At 73.6% G+C, this 13,272-nt stretch carries 13 protein-coding genes; 6 read left to right on the forward strand and 7 right to left on the reverse strand.

Annotated elements, in window-relative coordinates; translation table 11 throughout:
* Positions 1-25: 25 nt before the first annotated feature.
* Entirely contained in the window at positions 26-1,099 is a 1,074-nt protein-coding gene (locus Asera_RS25630; RefSeq protein WP_051802264.1) for a DUF2330 domain-containing protein, read from the forward strand.
* A gap of 46 nt (positions 1,100-1,145) precedes the next feature.
* On the opposite strand, the gene Asera_RS25635 is transcribed toward Asera_RS25630, so the two are convergent.
* The 6 genes from Asera_RS25635 to Asera_RS25660 all read right to left on the reverse strand — a co-directional run bounded on the left by Asera_RS25635 (position 1,146) and on the right by Asera_RS25660 (position 7,076).
* Entirely contained in the window at positions 1,146-1,520 is a 375-nt protein-coding gene (locus Asera_RS25635; protein WP_212804729.1) for a hypothetical protein, read from the reverse strand.
* Positions 1,521-1,932: 412 nt separating this feature from the next.
* Positions 1,933-2,772: a GNAT family N-acetyltransferase gene (locus tag Asera_RS25640; RefSeq protein WP_030446434.1), complete on the reverse strand. Its 840-nt coding sequence runs from the start codon at positions 2,770-2,772 to the stop codon at positions 1,933-1,935.
* Positions 2,773-2,894: 122 nt separating this feature from the next.
* Complete coding sequence (gene ispG, locus Asera_RS25645) at positions 2,895-4,061, reverse strand: flavodoxin-dependent (E)-4-hydroxy-3-methylbut-2-enyl-diphosphate synthase (protein ID WP_030446435.1); 1,167 nt, start codon at positions 4,059-4,061, stop codon at positions 2,895-2,897.
* Between the two features lie 8 nt (positions 4,062-4,069).
* Entirely contained in the window at positions 4,070-5,338 is a 1,269-nt protein-coding gene (locus tag Asera_RS25650) for a M50 family metallopeptidase (RefSeq protein WP_030446436.1), read from the reverse strand.
* Between the two features lie 12 nt (positions 5,339-5,350).
* Complete coding sequence (dxr, locus tag Asera_RS25655; protein ID WP_030446437.1) at positions 5,351-6,544, reverse strand: 1-deoxy-D-xylulose-5-phosphate reductoisomerase; 1,194 nt, start codon at positions 6,542-6,544, stop codon at positions 5,351-5,353.
* Positions 6,545-6,575: 31 nt separating this feature from the next.
* Positions 6,576-7,076 (reverse strand): YcxB family protein, encoded by a 501-nt coding sequence (locus tag Asera_RS25660; RefSeq protein ID WP_169745841.1) that lies wholly within the window; start codon positions 7,074-7,076, stop codon positions 6,576-6,578.
* A 160-nt stretch (positions 7,077-7,236) separates the two neighbouring features.
* Here Asera_RS25660 and Asera_RS25665 point away from each other — a divergent pair, with 160 nt between their 5' ends.
* Both Asera_RS25665 and Asera_RS25670 read left to right on the forward strand, forming a co-directional pair.
* Positions 7,237-7,563: a DMT family transporter gene (locus Asera_RS25665; protein ID WP_030446439.1), complete on the forward strand. Its 327-nt coding sequence runs from the start codon at positions 7,237-7,239 to the stop codon at positions 7,561-7,563.
* Between the two features lie 75 nt (positions 7,564-7,638).
* Positions 7,639-8,208, forward strand: coding sequence for a TetR/AcrR family transcriptional regulator (locus Asera_RS25670; RefSeq protein ID WP_030446440.1), 570 nt, complete (start codon positions 7,639-7,641; stop codon positions 8,206-8,208).
* A 135-nt stretch (positions 8,209-8,343) separates the two neighbouring features.
* Here Asera_RS25670 and Asera_RS25675 read toward each other — a convergent pair whose 3' ends face one another.
* Positions 8,344-9,834 (reverse strand): FAD-binding oxidoreductase, encoded by a 1,491-nt coding sequence (locus tag Asera_RS25675; protein ID WP_211255587.1) that lies wholly within the window; start codon positions 9,832-9,834, stop codon positions 8,344-8,346.
* A 683-nt stretch (positions 9,835-10,517) separates the two neighbouring features.
* Between Asera_RS25675 and Asera_RS25680 the strand changes: the two genes are divergently transcribed.
* The 3 genes from Asera_RS25680 (at position 10,518) to Asera_RS25690 (ending at position 13,259) form a co-directional block, all read left to right on the forward strand.
* Positions 10,518-11,111, forward strand: coding sequence for a TetR/AcrR family transcriptional regulator (locus Asera_RS25680; protein ID WP_030446443.1), 594 nt, complete (start codon positions 10,518-10,520; stop codon positions 11,109-11,111).
* A gap of 13 nt (positions 11,112-11,124) precedes the next feature.
* Positions 11,125-12,699: a glycerol-3-phosphate dehydrogenase/oxidase gene (locus Asera_RS25685; protein ID WP_051802265.1), complete on the forward strand. Its 1,575-nt coding sequence runs from the start codon at positions 11,125-11,127 to the stop codon at positions 12,697-12,699.
* A 128-nt stretch (positions 12,700-12,827) separates the two neighbouring features.
* Positions 12,828-13,259 (forward strand): hypothetical protein, encoded by a 432-nt coding sequence (locus tag Asera_RS25690; protein ID WP_030446445.1) that lies wholly within the window; start codon positions 12,828-12,830, stop codon positions 13,257-13,259.
* Positions 13,260-13,272: the final 13 nt, after the last annotated feature.

Here is a 13,272-nt window from a genome sequence, read left to right on the forward strand (position 1 = left end):
ACACACCCGTACGCCGAGGAGCGCCATGACCCGCATCCTGCGCCGAGCCGCGGCCGCGCTCGCCGCCGTCGTACTCGGGCCACTCGCGCTGATCGCCACCCCGGCGTGGGCCTGTGCCTGCGGCGCGGTCCTCACCCACGGACCGGCGGCCACCGTGGCCGACGAGACCTCGCTGGTCAGCTACGACGGGCACACCGAGACGATCACGATGAGCCTCACCCTCACCGGCGAGCCGACCGCCGCCGCGTGGTTCCTGCCGGTACCGGCGAAGCCGAGGTTCGCGCTCGCCGACGTGGAGCTGTTCAACCAGCTCGCCAACCTCACCGCGCCGCAGGCCAAGCGGGTGGGGAGCGACGGCTGCGACCACGGCGCGTGCGCGGTGCCGGGGCGGCCCGCACCGCAGGTCAGCGTGCTGCAACGGGTCCCGGTCGGGCCGTACGACGTGGCCACGCTGCGGGCCTCGGACGGCTCGGCGCTGCACGACTGGCTGGCGAAGCACGGCTTCACCCTGCCGGACAGCCTCGCCACCGGCGTCGCCCCGTACGCGAAGCAGGGCTGGGACTACGTGGCCGTCCGGCTGCGGCCGGCCGAGGGCACGACGTCGCTGGGACGGAACCTGCCGCCACTGTCGGTCAGCTTCGCCAGCGACGAGCTCGTCTACCCGATGCGGCTGAGCGCCCTCGCGAGCCACCCGCAAACGGTCCGGCTGTACGTGCTCGCCGGGCACCGGATGCGGGCCACCGGGGCGCTGCCGACCCCGTCGGACGTGCGCTACGCGGGCTGGGTGACGCCGAGTTCGGTCGACGATCCGCTCGCCTCGATGCTGCCGCGGCGATTGTTCCTCACCCGCTTCGACCTGGTGAACCTGTCCCCGGCGCGGATCACCGACGACTTCCACTTCGACCGGGCACCGGCCGACACGACCTACCGGGACACCACGTACTACGCCGACGGCGGTCCCGGCGGTACCACCCATCCCCGGTACGACCCGGCGCAGCTGCTCCTGCCGGCGCTCGGCGCCGGGGCCGTGCTGTTCCTGCTGCTGACCGGGGTGGGCCTGACCATCGGCCGGCGCCGGACCCGGCACCCCGCGGCGTGACCCGGCCCGGCCGGGCGGCCCCGGCCGGCGCGAGCCCCGGCGGCGGTCAGGCGGCGTTGCTGGTCGGCTCGGCGGCGCGGGCGCGCAGCGGGGTTGCCTCGACCGCCTGCTTGCGCGCCGCGGCGTCCTCGGACATCCGCTCGGCGATCATGCCGGCCTGGTGCGCGAGCGCCCCGACCACGGCCGGTACCAGCGGAAGCAGCCAGTCGGCGACGAAGCCGTGGCTGGACATGTTCGCCACCAGCACCGCGGCACCCGCCGCACCGCAGCCCTTCACCATCGCCCGCCACATCGCCCGGCCGGTGTCGACGATCGCCGCCTTGCGCGCGGAGGCGATGTCCGGCAGGTCCCGCAGCGCCCGGGCGTCCCGGCGGCCGAAGTTGAGCCCGGCGACCGCGGCGGTCACCGACGTGCCGAGCACGGACGCCCACAGTCCGCTGTGCGTGAACAGAGCGACCAGGGCAAGGACCACCAGCCCGGCGCCGACGGCGACCGCGGCCCTGATCCAGTCCGCCTTCTCCCCGGATACCAGTAGTACTTGGTGACGCCCTCGCCACGGGTCTTGACGATCCGCCCCATCACGCTCACCTCGTCTGCCCTCGGATTCGAGGAACCATCGGTAACTCTGAGTGGTCCCCTGATTATCCCAACGTAGTGAGCGCGCTGTCACGAGCCCGACCGAGGATGCGCATAAATCTGACAGAAAATTCGGACTCTAAGGCATTAAAAGGATTCCTTTGTCGTAACATACGCCGCCGAGACGGTTCCCGCCAGGATGCTCCTTCAGTACCCACCGTGCCCGTCGGGCGGCACTGCCCGCGCCCGCAGCGCGGTCAGAACAACACCGTGGCGAACGCCCCGACGGCGCGGAACCCGCACCGCTCGTACACCCGGCGGGCGGAGGTGTTGAAGTCGTTGACGTACAGGCTGACCGTCGGCGCGACCCGCTCCAGCGCGTCGGCCACCACCGCGGCCATCCCGGCGGTACCGAGGCCACGGCCGCGCCACTCCGGCGCCACCCACACGCCCTGCACCTGCGCCGTATGCCGGGTCACCACCGCGAGCTCCGCCTTGAACACCACCCGGCCGTCCACGAACCGGGCATACGCGCGGCGGGAGCGCACCAGCTCCGCGACCCGCTGCCGGTAGACCCGGCCGCCGGCCTCGGCGATCGGCGACACGCCGACCTCCTCGGTGTACATCGCGACCGAGGCCGGGAACAGCGTGCCGACCTCGTTGGCGCGGACCAGCCGCACGTCCGGGTCCGGGGCGACCGGGGCCCGGTCGGCGGTCATCAGCAGCGGCTGACAGGACCGGATCTCCCGGGCCGGCGACCAGTGCGGCGCCAGCCGCTCCCACAGCTGCAGCACCGCCGCCGACTCGCCCACGATCGACGAGCAGCGCCGGCCCTCCCGCCGGGCCAGCTCGGCGAACCCGGCGATCGCGTCCGTACCGGCGCGAACCGGGATCAGGTTGGCGCCCAGCCAGCACAGCGACTCCAGCCGGCCGGGCGGGCCGTAGCCGAACACCCGCGCGCCCGTCCGCCACCAGGTCAGGCCGCCCGCCTCCACCCGCTCGGCGACCTGGGCCGCCGCGATCGGCTCGGCGTCGAGCAACCGATGCACCTCGGCCCGGTCGGTGTCGCCCAGCAACCGGACCGGAACCGTCAACACGCCCCGTCTCCGAGCGCTTCGTCCCGCACGCATCAAGCGTGCCAGACGACGGCCGCCGGTGTCGGCCGCATCCGCGGGACCATCGGCACGATCCGCCGTCCGACCCGGACCGATCACCGACCTCAGTGCACCTCGACCGTGGGGCCGAGACCGCGCAGCTCCTCGGGCAGCTCGGCGCCGGACTCCTCGGCGATCCGCAGCGCCTGCTCGATGAGCGTCTCCACGATCTGCGACTCGGGCACCGTCTTGATCACCTCGCCCTTGACGAAGATCTGGCCCTTGCCGTTGCCCGACGCCACGCCGAGGTCGGCCTCGCGCGCCTCGCCCGGACCGTTGACCACGCAGCCCATCACGGCCACCCGCAGCGGCACCGGCAGCCCGTCCAGGCCGGCATGCACCTCCTCGGCCAGCTTGTAGACGTCGACCTGGGCCCGGCCACAGGACGGGCAGGAGACGATCTCCAGGCCCCGCTCGCGCATCCCCAGCGACTCCAGGATGGCGATGCCGACCTTGACCTCCTCGACCGGCGGCGCCGACAGCGACACCCGGATCGTGTCGCCGATGCCCTCCGCCAGCAGCGCGCCGAACGCGGTGGCCGACTTGATCGTGCCCTGGAAGGTCGGTCCAGCCTCGGTGACGCCCAGGTGCAGCGGGTAGTCGCACTGCTGCGCGAGCTGCCGGTACGCCCGGATCATCACCACCGGGTCGTGGTGCTTGACCGAGATCTTGATGTCGCGGAAACCGTGCTCCTCGAACAGCGAGCACTCCCACAGCGCCGACTCGACCAGCGCCTCGGCGGTGGCCTTGCCGTACTTCTCCAGCAGCCGCTTGTCCAGCGAACCGGCGTTGACCCCGATCCGGATCGGGGTACCCGCGTCGGCGGCCGCCTTCGCGATCTCCTTCACCTTGTCGTCGAACTGCTTGATGTTGCCGGGGTTGACCCGCACCGCGGCGCAGCCCGCGTCGATCGCGGCGAACACGTACTTCGGCTGGAAGTGGATGTCGGCGATCACCGGAATCTGCGACTTCTTCGCGATCGCCGGCAGCGCCTCGGCGTCGTCCGCGGACGGCACCGCGACCCGCACGATCTGGCAGCCCGACGCGGTCAGCTCGGCGATCTGCTGCAGGGTGGCGTTGATGTCGGCGGTGACGGTGGTGGTCATCGACTGGACGCTGACCGGCGCACCGCCACCGACCGGGACACCACCGACGTCGATCTGGCGCGACTGGCGACGTTCCGCGAGCGCCGGCGGCGGAACCTCCGGCATGCCAAGACTGACCGTGGTCATACTGCGCCTCAATTCAGGGTGACCGGATTGATGATGTCCGCGGCCACGGTGAGCACGGACAGCCCACCGAAGATGATCACGACCGCGTACGTGATCGGCATGAGTTTCAGGTAGTCGACCCGGCCCGGATCCTTCCGGCCGCGGCGGGCGGCCCACCAGGACCGGAGCTTCTCGAACCAGGCGATCGCCACGTGCCCGCCGTCCAGCGGCAGCAGCGGCACCAGGTTGAACACCCCGACGAACAGGTTGAGCTGCGCCAGCAGCATCAGGAAGAACCACCAGGCGTGCAGCTCGACCGTCTCGCCGCCGAGCCGGCTCGCACCCACCACGCTGATCGGAGTGTCCGCGCTGCGCTGGTGGCCGGCCAGCGCCGACACCAGGTTCGGGATCTTGCTCGGGATGCGGGTGACCGCCTGCCCCATCTGCTTCGCGGTCTGCCCGTACAGCTCCGCCGCGTGCGGCACGCCGGCGAGCGGCCCGTACGTGGTGGTGGTCGGGACGCCCGCCTGCTGCGGGGTGACCAGCACGATCCCCATCACCGTCACGTCCGACATGGTCGGGTCGTCGGCCGTACCGCCGGTCGGGCGCGGCGCGGACACGAGCGTCACGGTGGTGGTGCGCGTGGTGCCGTCGCGCCGGAAGGTCACCTTCGCCGGGCCGGCCTTGGTCTTCTTGATCCGGTCGGCCAGCTTCGCGTACGTCGGGGTCGCGACGCCGTTGAGCGCGGTGATGGTGTCCCCGGGCCGCAGGCCCGCCTTCTTCGCCGGGCCGGTGATGTCCTTGGGCGTGCACCGGTCCGGATGCTTCGCGTCGTAGGTGCGCTGCACGCAGGTGCTGACCTGGCCGAGCGTGGCCGGCACGTTGCCGGTGACGAAGTCGGCGTACTTCGGGTTCGGCACCCCCACGAACGCGGCGGCGATCCAGAAGATCACGAACGCCAGGACGAAGTGGGTCACCGAGCCGGCGATCAGGACCAGGGTGCGCTGCCAGACCGGCTTGCGCCAGAACACCCGGTGCCGGTCGGCCGGTGCGACCTCTTCCTCCTCCTCCAGCGGCGTCATCCCGTCGATCTTGACGAACGCGCCCGCCGGGATGGCCTTGAGGCCGTACTCGACCTCACCGCGGCGGAAGGAGAACAGCGTCGGCCCGAAGCCGATGAAGTACCGGCTGACCTTCATGCCGAAGCCCCGCGCGGTGAACATGTGTCCGGCTTCGTGGATCGCCAGCGACACCACGATGCCCAGGGCGAACAGGATCACCCCGATCGCGTACGCCATCAACGTCCCTTCTCAGAAGGCGGAGCACAGCTGCCGCGCCCGCTCGCGCGCCCAGCGTTCGGCGGTCAGCACGTCCTCGACGTTACCTGGTACCCCGAAGGCCGGCGCCTGATCAACAACCGCCGCAATCGTGTCGACGATCGCAGGAAACGGTAGATGGCCGGCAAGGAACGCGGCCACGCACTCCTCGTTCGCCGCGTTGAACACCGCCGGCCGGCAGTGCCCGGCGGCGCCGACCTCGCGGGCCAGCGCGACGGCCGGGAACGCCGCCTCGTCCAGCGGCAGGAACTCCCACTGCTGCGCCGCGGTCCAGTCCATCGCCGGCGCGGCGTCGCTCACCCGGTCCGGCCAGCCCAGCGCCAGCGCGATCGGCAACCGCATGTCGGGCGGGCTGACCTGCGCCAGCGTCGACCCGTCGGTGAACTGCACCATCGAGTGCACGATCGACTGCGGGTGCACCACCACGTCGATGCGGTCGTACGGAATGTCGAACAGCTCGTGCGCCTCGATCACCTCGAGGCCCTTGTTCACCAGGTTGGCGCAGTTGATCGTGACGACCGGGCCCATCTCCCAGGTCGGGTGCGCGAGCGCCTGCTCGGGTGTGACGTCGGTCAACTCGTCCCGGCTGCGACCCCGGAACGGGCCGCCGCTCGCGGTCACCACCAGCCGGGCCACCTCGGTGGCGCGGCCGCCGCGCAGGCACTGGGCGAGCGCGCTGTGCTCGGAGTCGACCGGCACCAGCTGGCCCGGTTTGGCCACGGCCCGCACCAGCTCGCCGCCGGCGACCAGCGACTCCTTGTTCGCCAGCGCGACGGTACGGCCGGCGCGCAGCGCGGCGAGCGTCGGGCCGAGGCCGACCGAGCCGGTGATGCCGTTGAGGACCAGGTCGCAGGGGTGTTCGGCGAGCTCGGTCGCGGCCTGCGGGCCGGCCAGGATCTTCGGCAGCCGGTAGTCGCCGGTCGCCCAGCCGCGCCGCTGGGCCTCGGCGTAGAAGGCGAGCTGCAGGTCCTGGGTGACGCTGGCCCGCGCCACCGCCACCACCTCGACCGACAGTTCCAGCGCCTGCCGGGCGAGCAGCTCGACGTTGCCGCCGCCGCCCGCGATGCCCACCACCCGGAACCGGTCCGGGTTCCGGGTGATCACGTCGATCGCCTGCGTACCGATCGACCCGGTCGATCCGAGCAACACCAGCTCGCGTGTCGTCATGCCGGCCATTGTTCCGTACCGACCTGACAGCTCACCGGGAGCCGACGGACAGCCCGCGCCCCGCCAGGAACGCGCGCAGTTCGACCAGGTCCGCGGCGCCGAGAAGGTGCTTCGGAAGCTGCACCGCGAGGTACCTGCCCACCAGCAGGTACACGTCGTCGGGGGTCTCGTGGGCGCGCTGGATGCCGTCCCAGGCGAAGTACTGGGTCGCCGGCGCGCCGGTGATCTCCACCCCGTCGTCGCCGAGCCGGTACTGCCAACTCTGGGCGGCCCACGGCTGGGTCCGGCGGATGTGCCGCTCGGCCCACGCCGGGTAGCCGAGGGCCGCCACCGCGATGACGATCGCGCCGACCAGCACGACCACGTCCGTCGCGGTCACGCCGGCGAAGGCCATCGTCACGACGAGCGCGGCCACGGCGACGAGCAGGATCGCGCCACACACCCGGACGACGCGAAACTGCCGTCCGTACAGGAATCGGACGAGCCGCGTGATCCGCTCGTCACCGGCGGGCAGCACGAACCGGATGTCCATCACGATCCCTTCGGGGTGGCCGCGGCACAGCGTACGGGCCGCCGCCCGGGCGCGGTACGCCGGCACGGCCGCATCACGCGACGGGGCCGGTATGTCCCAGCCGGGTGTACGTTTGTCCACAGAATTTGTGGACGCATGTACACAGAATGTGGACCGAGACATGCCGTACGTTCTGCTCGCCGTCGCGATCGGCGCCGAGATCACCGCGACCAGCCTGCTCAAACTCTCCGCCGGGTTCACCCGGCTGTGGCCGAGCGTCGGCGTCGCCGCCGGATACCTGCTGTCGTTCCTGCTGCTGTCGTTGACGCTCAGGAGCGTGCCGGTCAGCGTCGCGTACGCGATCTGGTCCGGCGCCGGTACCGCCGTGGTCGCCGCGATCGGCATGGTGGTCTTCGGCGAGCCGGTCAGCCTGGCCAAGATCGGCGGCATCGCGCTGATCATCGCCGGAGTGGTCGCGCTGAACCTCGGCGGTACGCACGCCGGCTGATCCGTTGTCGGCGGCGGCTCCTCGACCGAGCGAGCCAGACCACCGGCAGCATCCTGGCACTGCCAGACTGGAGCGATGAGCGAGCGCGAAGCACCGGCGGGCCGGCGCGGGCGCAACGACCCGGGCCGGCGTGACCGGCTGGTCGACGCGACGGTCGCGGTGATCGCGGCGCGCGGGGTGGCCGGCCTGACCCACCGGGCCGTCGCCGACGCCGCGGGTGTGCCGCTCGGGTCCACCACCTACCACCTGGGCAGCCGGGACGAGTTGCTCGGCGCCGCGCTGCGGGCCGCCGCGGACGACTACAACCGCCGGCTGCGCGACCGGTTCGCGTCGCTGACGCCCGACGCCGACCTGGCCGAGGCGCTGGTCGAGGCGATGCTCGACTGGCTCGGGCCGCAGCGCGACCGCACCGTGGTGGAGTACGAGCTCTACCTCGCCGCGGTGCGCCGGCCGGCGCTGCGGGCCGCCGCCACCGCCTGGGTCGAGCAGATCGCCGCGATACTCGCCGAGCACGTCGATCCGGTCACCGCCCGCGCGGTCACCGCCACCGTGGACGGGCTGCTGATCGAGTGGCTGGTCGCCGAGCGTGCACCAGGCCGCGACGACCTGCTCCCGGTCCTCCGCCACACCCTCGCCCCCCGTTGACCAAGCCTCGCCCGCAATTGACCAAGCCTCGCCCCACAATGTTGATCAAGGGATTCGTTCACATCGTCCGAGAACGGAGCGTCCCGATCCCTTGATCAACGTTGCGGGCCCTTGATCAACGTTGCGGGCCCTTGATCAACTTGGCGGGGTGAGCAGGGTGCCGGGATTCATGATGCCGGTCGGGTCGAGCGTCGCCTTGACCCCGCGCAGAACCGACAGACCCGCGGTACCGATCTCGGCACCGAGAAAGTCACGATGGTCGGTCCCCACGGCGTGGTGGTGGGTCAGCGTGCCGCCGGCGGCCAGGATCGTCTCGGTGACCGCGCGCTTCGCCGCCGTCCACTGGCCGACCGGGTCGGCCGGATCGCGCGCGGCGAGCACCGTGACGTACAGCGACGCGCCGCCGCGGTACAGGTGCGAGACATGGCTGAGCACCATCACCCGGCCCAGCGAGTCGCGCAGGCTGCGCCGGATCCGCGCATACAGCTGGGGCAGTTCACCGAAGCCCGCCGCGGTCTCCAGCGTCTCCACCAGCAGCCCGTGGTCGAGCAGCGTGTCGCGCAGGTTCGGCGCCGCGAACCGGCCGTGCAGCCAGGACCGGCCGGCCGCGGCCCCGAGCGAGACGCCGCCGTGGGCGCGCAACACCCGGGTCGCGGCGCGGTGCCGGAAAGCCACCTGACCCGGCTCCCCCTCCCAGCCGAAGATCGCCAGGCAGCCCGGGTTGCGGCCCCGAGCGGCGAGGTAGCCCCGGACGAGCCGGGTCGGCAGCGACCCGGACAGCAGGAACGTCGACCGGGTCTCGTCGGGGTCGGACAGCCGGCACACGTCCGGGGCCAGCCCCGGGCCGAGCCGCTGGGCCATCTCGCGCAGCGCCCTCAGGCCCGCCGGCAGATCCGGCAGCGACCAGCCCTCGTACCGCTGCTGCGGCGGGATGCGGCGCACCGTCAGGGTCGCCTCGGTGATCACGCCGAGGGCACCCTCCGACCCCACGACCAGCGCGAGCAGGTCCGGCCCGGCGGCGCTCGCCGGCCCCCGGCCCAGCCGTAGCTCGCCGGTCGGGGTCACGCAGCGCAGCGCGTGCACCAGCTCGTCGATCCGCCCGTACCCGGTGGAGGCCTGGCCGGCCGACCGGGTCGCCACCCAGCCGCCGAGCGTCGAGTACCGGTAGCTCTGCGGGAAGTGGCCCAGGGTGTACCCGCGGTGCGCGAGCGCGCGCTCCACGTCCGGCCCGCGCATCCCGGCGCCGAACGTCGCGGTCTGCGCCACCTCGTCCAGCGCGACCAGCCGGTTCAGCCTCGACAGGTCCAGCGCCACCACCGCGGCGTGACCCCGGTCCGCACCGGACACGCCGCCCACCACGCTGGTACCCCCGCCATAGGGCACCACGGCCGTGTCGGTGTCGACGCAGGCGGCGAGCACGGCGGGGATCTCGTCGGCGGCCGGGGTCAGTACCGCGTCCGGCGCCCCGGAGGCGTCCCCGCCGCGCAGCCGGATCAGGTCGAGGTAGCTGCGCCCGCCGGCGTGCGCCAGCCGCGCCGCCCGGTCGGTTCGTACGTGTTCGGCGCCGAGCAGCTCGACGAACCGGCGGCGGGTGTCGGCCGGCAGCGCCGAAGGTGGCAGCCGCACCTCGCTCACCGGTACCGACGGGGTGTCGGCGGCCGCCCCGAGCAGCCGGGCCAGCGCCCGCCGGGTTCGCGCCGGCAGTGCGGGCGCCGCGCCCGGTTCCCACCCGTTCCAGGCCGGCCCGCCGGGCTCGCCCCCGATCGATCCTCCCCTGGCCGGCCCGTGCCCGGCACCGTCAGTCCCAGCCGGTTCAGCCCCGGCCGGTTCGTGCCCGGTTCGTTCGTGGCCGGTCGGCTCACGCTCGGGCAGCTCGTGCCCGGTCGGTTCAGCCCGGGCCGGTTCGTGCCCGACCGACCCGCGCGCGGCACCTTCAATTCCGGCCGGTTCAATCCCGGCCGGTTCAGTCCCGGCCGGTTCAGCCCCGGCCGGTTCGTGTCCGGTTCGTTCGTGGCCGGTCGGCTCGCGCTCGGCACGGTCGGTCCCAGCCGGTTCAGCCCCGGCCGGTTCGTGCCCGGTTCGTTCGTGGCCGGTCGGCTCACGCTCGCGCCGCTCGTGCCAGGGCGGTTCGGTCCGGGGCGGTTCGTCGGCGGTCGGCGCGGGCGCGCGGGATTCCGGGTCGGCGGGCCCCGGAACGTCCGGTCCGGTGGGGTGCTGCGACGTCTCGGCCGACTGCGACGGCACGGCTTCGGGACTCGACGGTGTCGGGTTGCGCGACTCGGCTGGGCTCACGCGGTACAGTGTGACACATGACGTCGCTTCGTAACACCAACTCCGGCAGCGATGCCGCGATCCTGGACGCGGCCCGCGAGTCCGTCCTGCAGGTGGGCGTCCGCCGGACCACCGCGACCGAGGTGGCGCGGCGCGCCGGCGTGAGCCGGATGACGCTGTACCGCCGGTTCGGCGACGTCGAACAGCTGCTGGTCGCGCTGCTGACCCGGGAGATCGGCGCGCTGCTGGCCGACCTCGCCGGTCAGACCGACGGGTTGGGCAACGGGCGGCAGCGGCTGGTCGAGCTGTCGCTGCGCGGCGTCGACCGGCTCGCCGCGGATCCGCTGCTGGCGCGGCTGATCGAGCTCGATCCGGAGCTGCTGCTGCCCTACCTGGTCGACCGCGCCGGTACCAGCCAGCTGCAGGCCCGGTCGGCCCTCGCGGCGGTGCTCGCGGAAGGGCAGGCGGACGGGTCGATCCGGCCCACCGACTCCGACGTGGTCGGCTGGGTGCTGCTGGTGGTGTTGCAGGCGTTCGTGTTCGGTGCCCGGATGCTCGCCGCGCAGACCGACCCGGCCGAGGTGCGCGCCGAGCTCGGCATCCTGCTCGACCGGTACCTGGCTGTTCGGTGACGGAGGTGGGTCGATGAGTGCCGTGACGTTCCGGGCCGGCGCCGCCGCGCGGCAGGCGCCCCGCAGCTGGCTGTCCGCGGCCCGGCGGGATCGCGAGCTGGCCCGGCTCGCCGCCGGGGGCACCCTCGACGTCCTGGTGGTCGGCGGCGGCGTGGTCGGCGCCGGGGTCGCGCTCGACGCGGCGTCCCGCGGGCTGTCGGTGGCGCTGCTGGAGCGCGACGACCTCGCCGCCGGTACCTCGTCGGCGTCGAGCAAGCTGGTGCACGGCGGGCTGCGCTACCTCGCCGCCGGTGACGTGCCGCTCGCCTGGGAGTCGGCCGCCGAGCGGCACATCCTGATGCAGCGGGTGGCGCCGCACCTGGTGCGCTCGTTGGCGTTCGTCACCCCGTACGGGCCGGGGTTCGTCAGCCCGCACGGCGCCCTGGCGACGGTCGGTACGCACCTGGCCGACCTGCTGCGGCATGCCGCCCGTACCCCGGGCGCCCGGCTGCCGGCGCCGCACCGGATCGACGCGGCGGCGGCCACGGCGCTCGCCCCGGCACTGCGCCGGGACGGCCTGGCCGGCGCAGTGCAGCACTGGGACGGCCAGCTGTACGACGACGCCCGGCTGGTGGTCGCGCTGGCCCGGACCGCGGCACTGCACGGCGCGGCGATCCTCACCCGCTGCGCGGTCGAGAGCGTCGACGGCGGGCGGGTGGCCGGGCTCGACCGGCGCGGCGGCGGGCGGTTCGAGCTGCGCGCCCAGGTGGTGATCAACGCGGCCGGGGTGTGGGCGGGCCGGCTGGATCCGGCGATCCGGTTGCGGCCGAGCAAGGGCACCCACCTGGTGGTCCGGGCCGGCACGCTCGGGCTACCCCGCGCCGGGCTCAACGTGGCCGTGCCGGGCGAGCACAACCGGTACCTGATCGCGCTGCCCGAACCGAACGGCACCGTCTACATAGGACTCACCGACGATCCGGTGGACGGGCCGGTGCCGGACCGCTGCGAGCCGACCGAGGCCGACGTGGACTACCTGCTCGGGGTGCTGTCCACCGCGCTGGACCGGCCGCTGACCCGCGCCGACGTGGTCGGCGGGTACGCCGGGATGCGGCCGCTGGTCGACGACGGCACGCACCCGCAGTCCGGTACCGCCGACCTGTCCCGCCGGCACGTGGTGTCCGACAACGGCGAGCGGCTGATCACCGTGGTCGGCGGCAAGCTGACCACCTACCGGCGGATGGCCGCCGACGCCGTCGACCTCGCGGTCCGTGCCTACCGGTTGCCCGCCGACCGGCGCGGCAACACCGACCGGCTGCCGCTGGTGGGTGCCGCGCCGGCCGACCGGCTCGCCGCGGTCCGCGCGCCGCGCCGGCTGGTCGCCCGGTACGGGACCGAGGCGCCGCAGGTCGCCGCGCTCGCCGAGGCCGACCCGCGGCTGCTCGAACCGATCGCCGACGGGATCCCGGTACTCGGGGTCGAGCTGGCCTTCGGGGTGCGCGCCGAGGGCGCCGTGGACGTCGACGACCTGCTGCAACGCCGTACCCGCTGCGCCCTGGTCGCCGACTGGCACGCCGCGGCCCGCCCCGCCGCCCGGGCCGCCCTCGGCTGACCGCCACCGGACGGCACCGCCGGGAGGTGGCCGGCCATCTCGTCCGCGCGGCGCCGGCGTCGCGGCGATCGCGCCCGGCGGCGAGGCGGGCTGGTCGCGGCCGCGGCCGATGAGGCAGGCTGGCGGCCATGACGACGTACCGCCTGCGCGCGACCGGGGTGATCGGCGCGCTGCTGCCCGCCCTGCTCGGGCTGGGTGTGGTGGCGGTCGGCATCGACGCGGTGGTCCGGGCCGGCGGGCCGGTCGCGTGGGCCGTTCTCGGCGTCGGGCTGCTCGGCACCCTCGCCTGGCTGCGGCTGCCCTGGGCGCTGCGGCTCGACCGGGCCGCCGGCACCGTGCTGTTTCTCGGTCCGCTGCGCCGCACGACCGTACCGGCCGGGCAGCTCGCGGCGATCTCGGGCAGCTGGACCGGCGGGATGAACCGCTGGTTCCTGGCGTCGGTGTGGGTGCAGCGCGCCGACCGTCGGCTCGGTTTCCCCCTGCTGTCCGGCTTCCGCGACCCCGAGCAGGTCCGCGACGACCTGCTCGAGCTCAACCCGGCGATCCGACTGCAGTCCTGACCCGGCCGCGCAG

This window comes from Actinocatenispora sera (assembly GCF_018324685.1).
In the GTDB taxonomy this organism is placed as follows: Bacteria; Actinomycetota; Actinomycetes; order Mycobacteriales; family Micromonosporaceae; genus Actinocatenispora; species Actinocatenispora sera.

Bases quoted from the DNA above. Each gene is read 5' to 3' on its own strand.
- Asera_RS25650 (WP_030446436.1), bottom strand. From the start codon at position 5,338: ATGGCGTACGCGATCGGGGTGATCCTGTTCGCCCTGGGCATCGTGGTG.
- Asera_RS25680 (WP_030446443.1), top strand. From the start codon at position 10,518: ATGACGTCGCTTCGTAACACCAACTCCGGCAGCGATGCCGCGATCCTG.
- Asera_RS25670 (WP_030446440.1), top strand. From the start codon at position 7,639: ATGAGCGAGCGCGAAGCACCGGCGGGCCGGCGCGGGCGCAACGACCCG.
- Asera_RS25690 (WP_030446445.1), top strand. From the start codon at position 12,828: ATGACGACGTACCGCCTGCGCGCGACCGGGGTGATCGGCGCGCTGCTG.
- Asera_RS25630 (WP_051802264.1), top strand. From the start codon at position 26: ATGACCCGCATCCTGCGCCGAGCCGCGGCCGCGCTCGCCGCCGTCGTA.
- Asera_RS25660 (WP_169745841.1), bottom strand. From the start codon at position 7,076: ATGGACATCCGGTTCGTGCTGCCCGCCGGTGACGAGCGGATCACGCGG.
- Asera_RS25665 (WP_030446439.1), top strand. From the start codon at position 7,237: ATGCCGTACGTTCTGCTCGCCGTCGCGATCGGCGCCGAGATCACCGCG.
- ispG (WP_030446435.1), bottom strand. From the start codon at position 4,061: ATGACCACGGTCAGTCTTGGCATGCCGGAGGTTCCGCCGCCGGCGCTC.
- dxr (WP_030446437.1), bottom strand. From the start codon at position 6,544: ATGACGACACGCGAGCTGGTGTTGCTCGGATCGACCGGGTCGATCGGT.
- Asera_RS25685 (WP_051802265.1), top strand. From the start codon at position 11,125: ATGAGTGCCGTGACGTTCCGGGCCGGCGCCGCCGCGCGGCAGGCGCCC.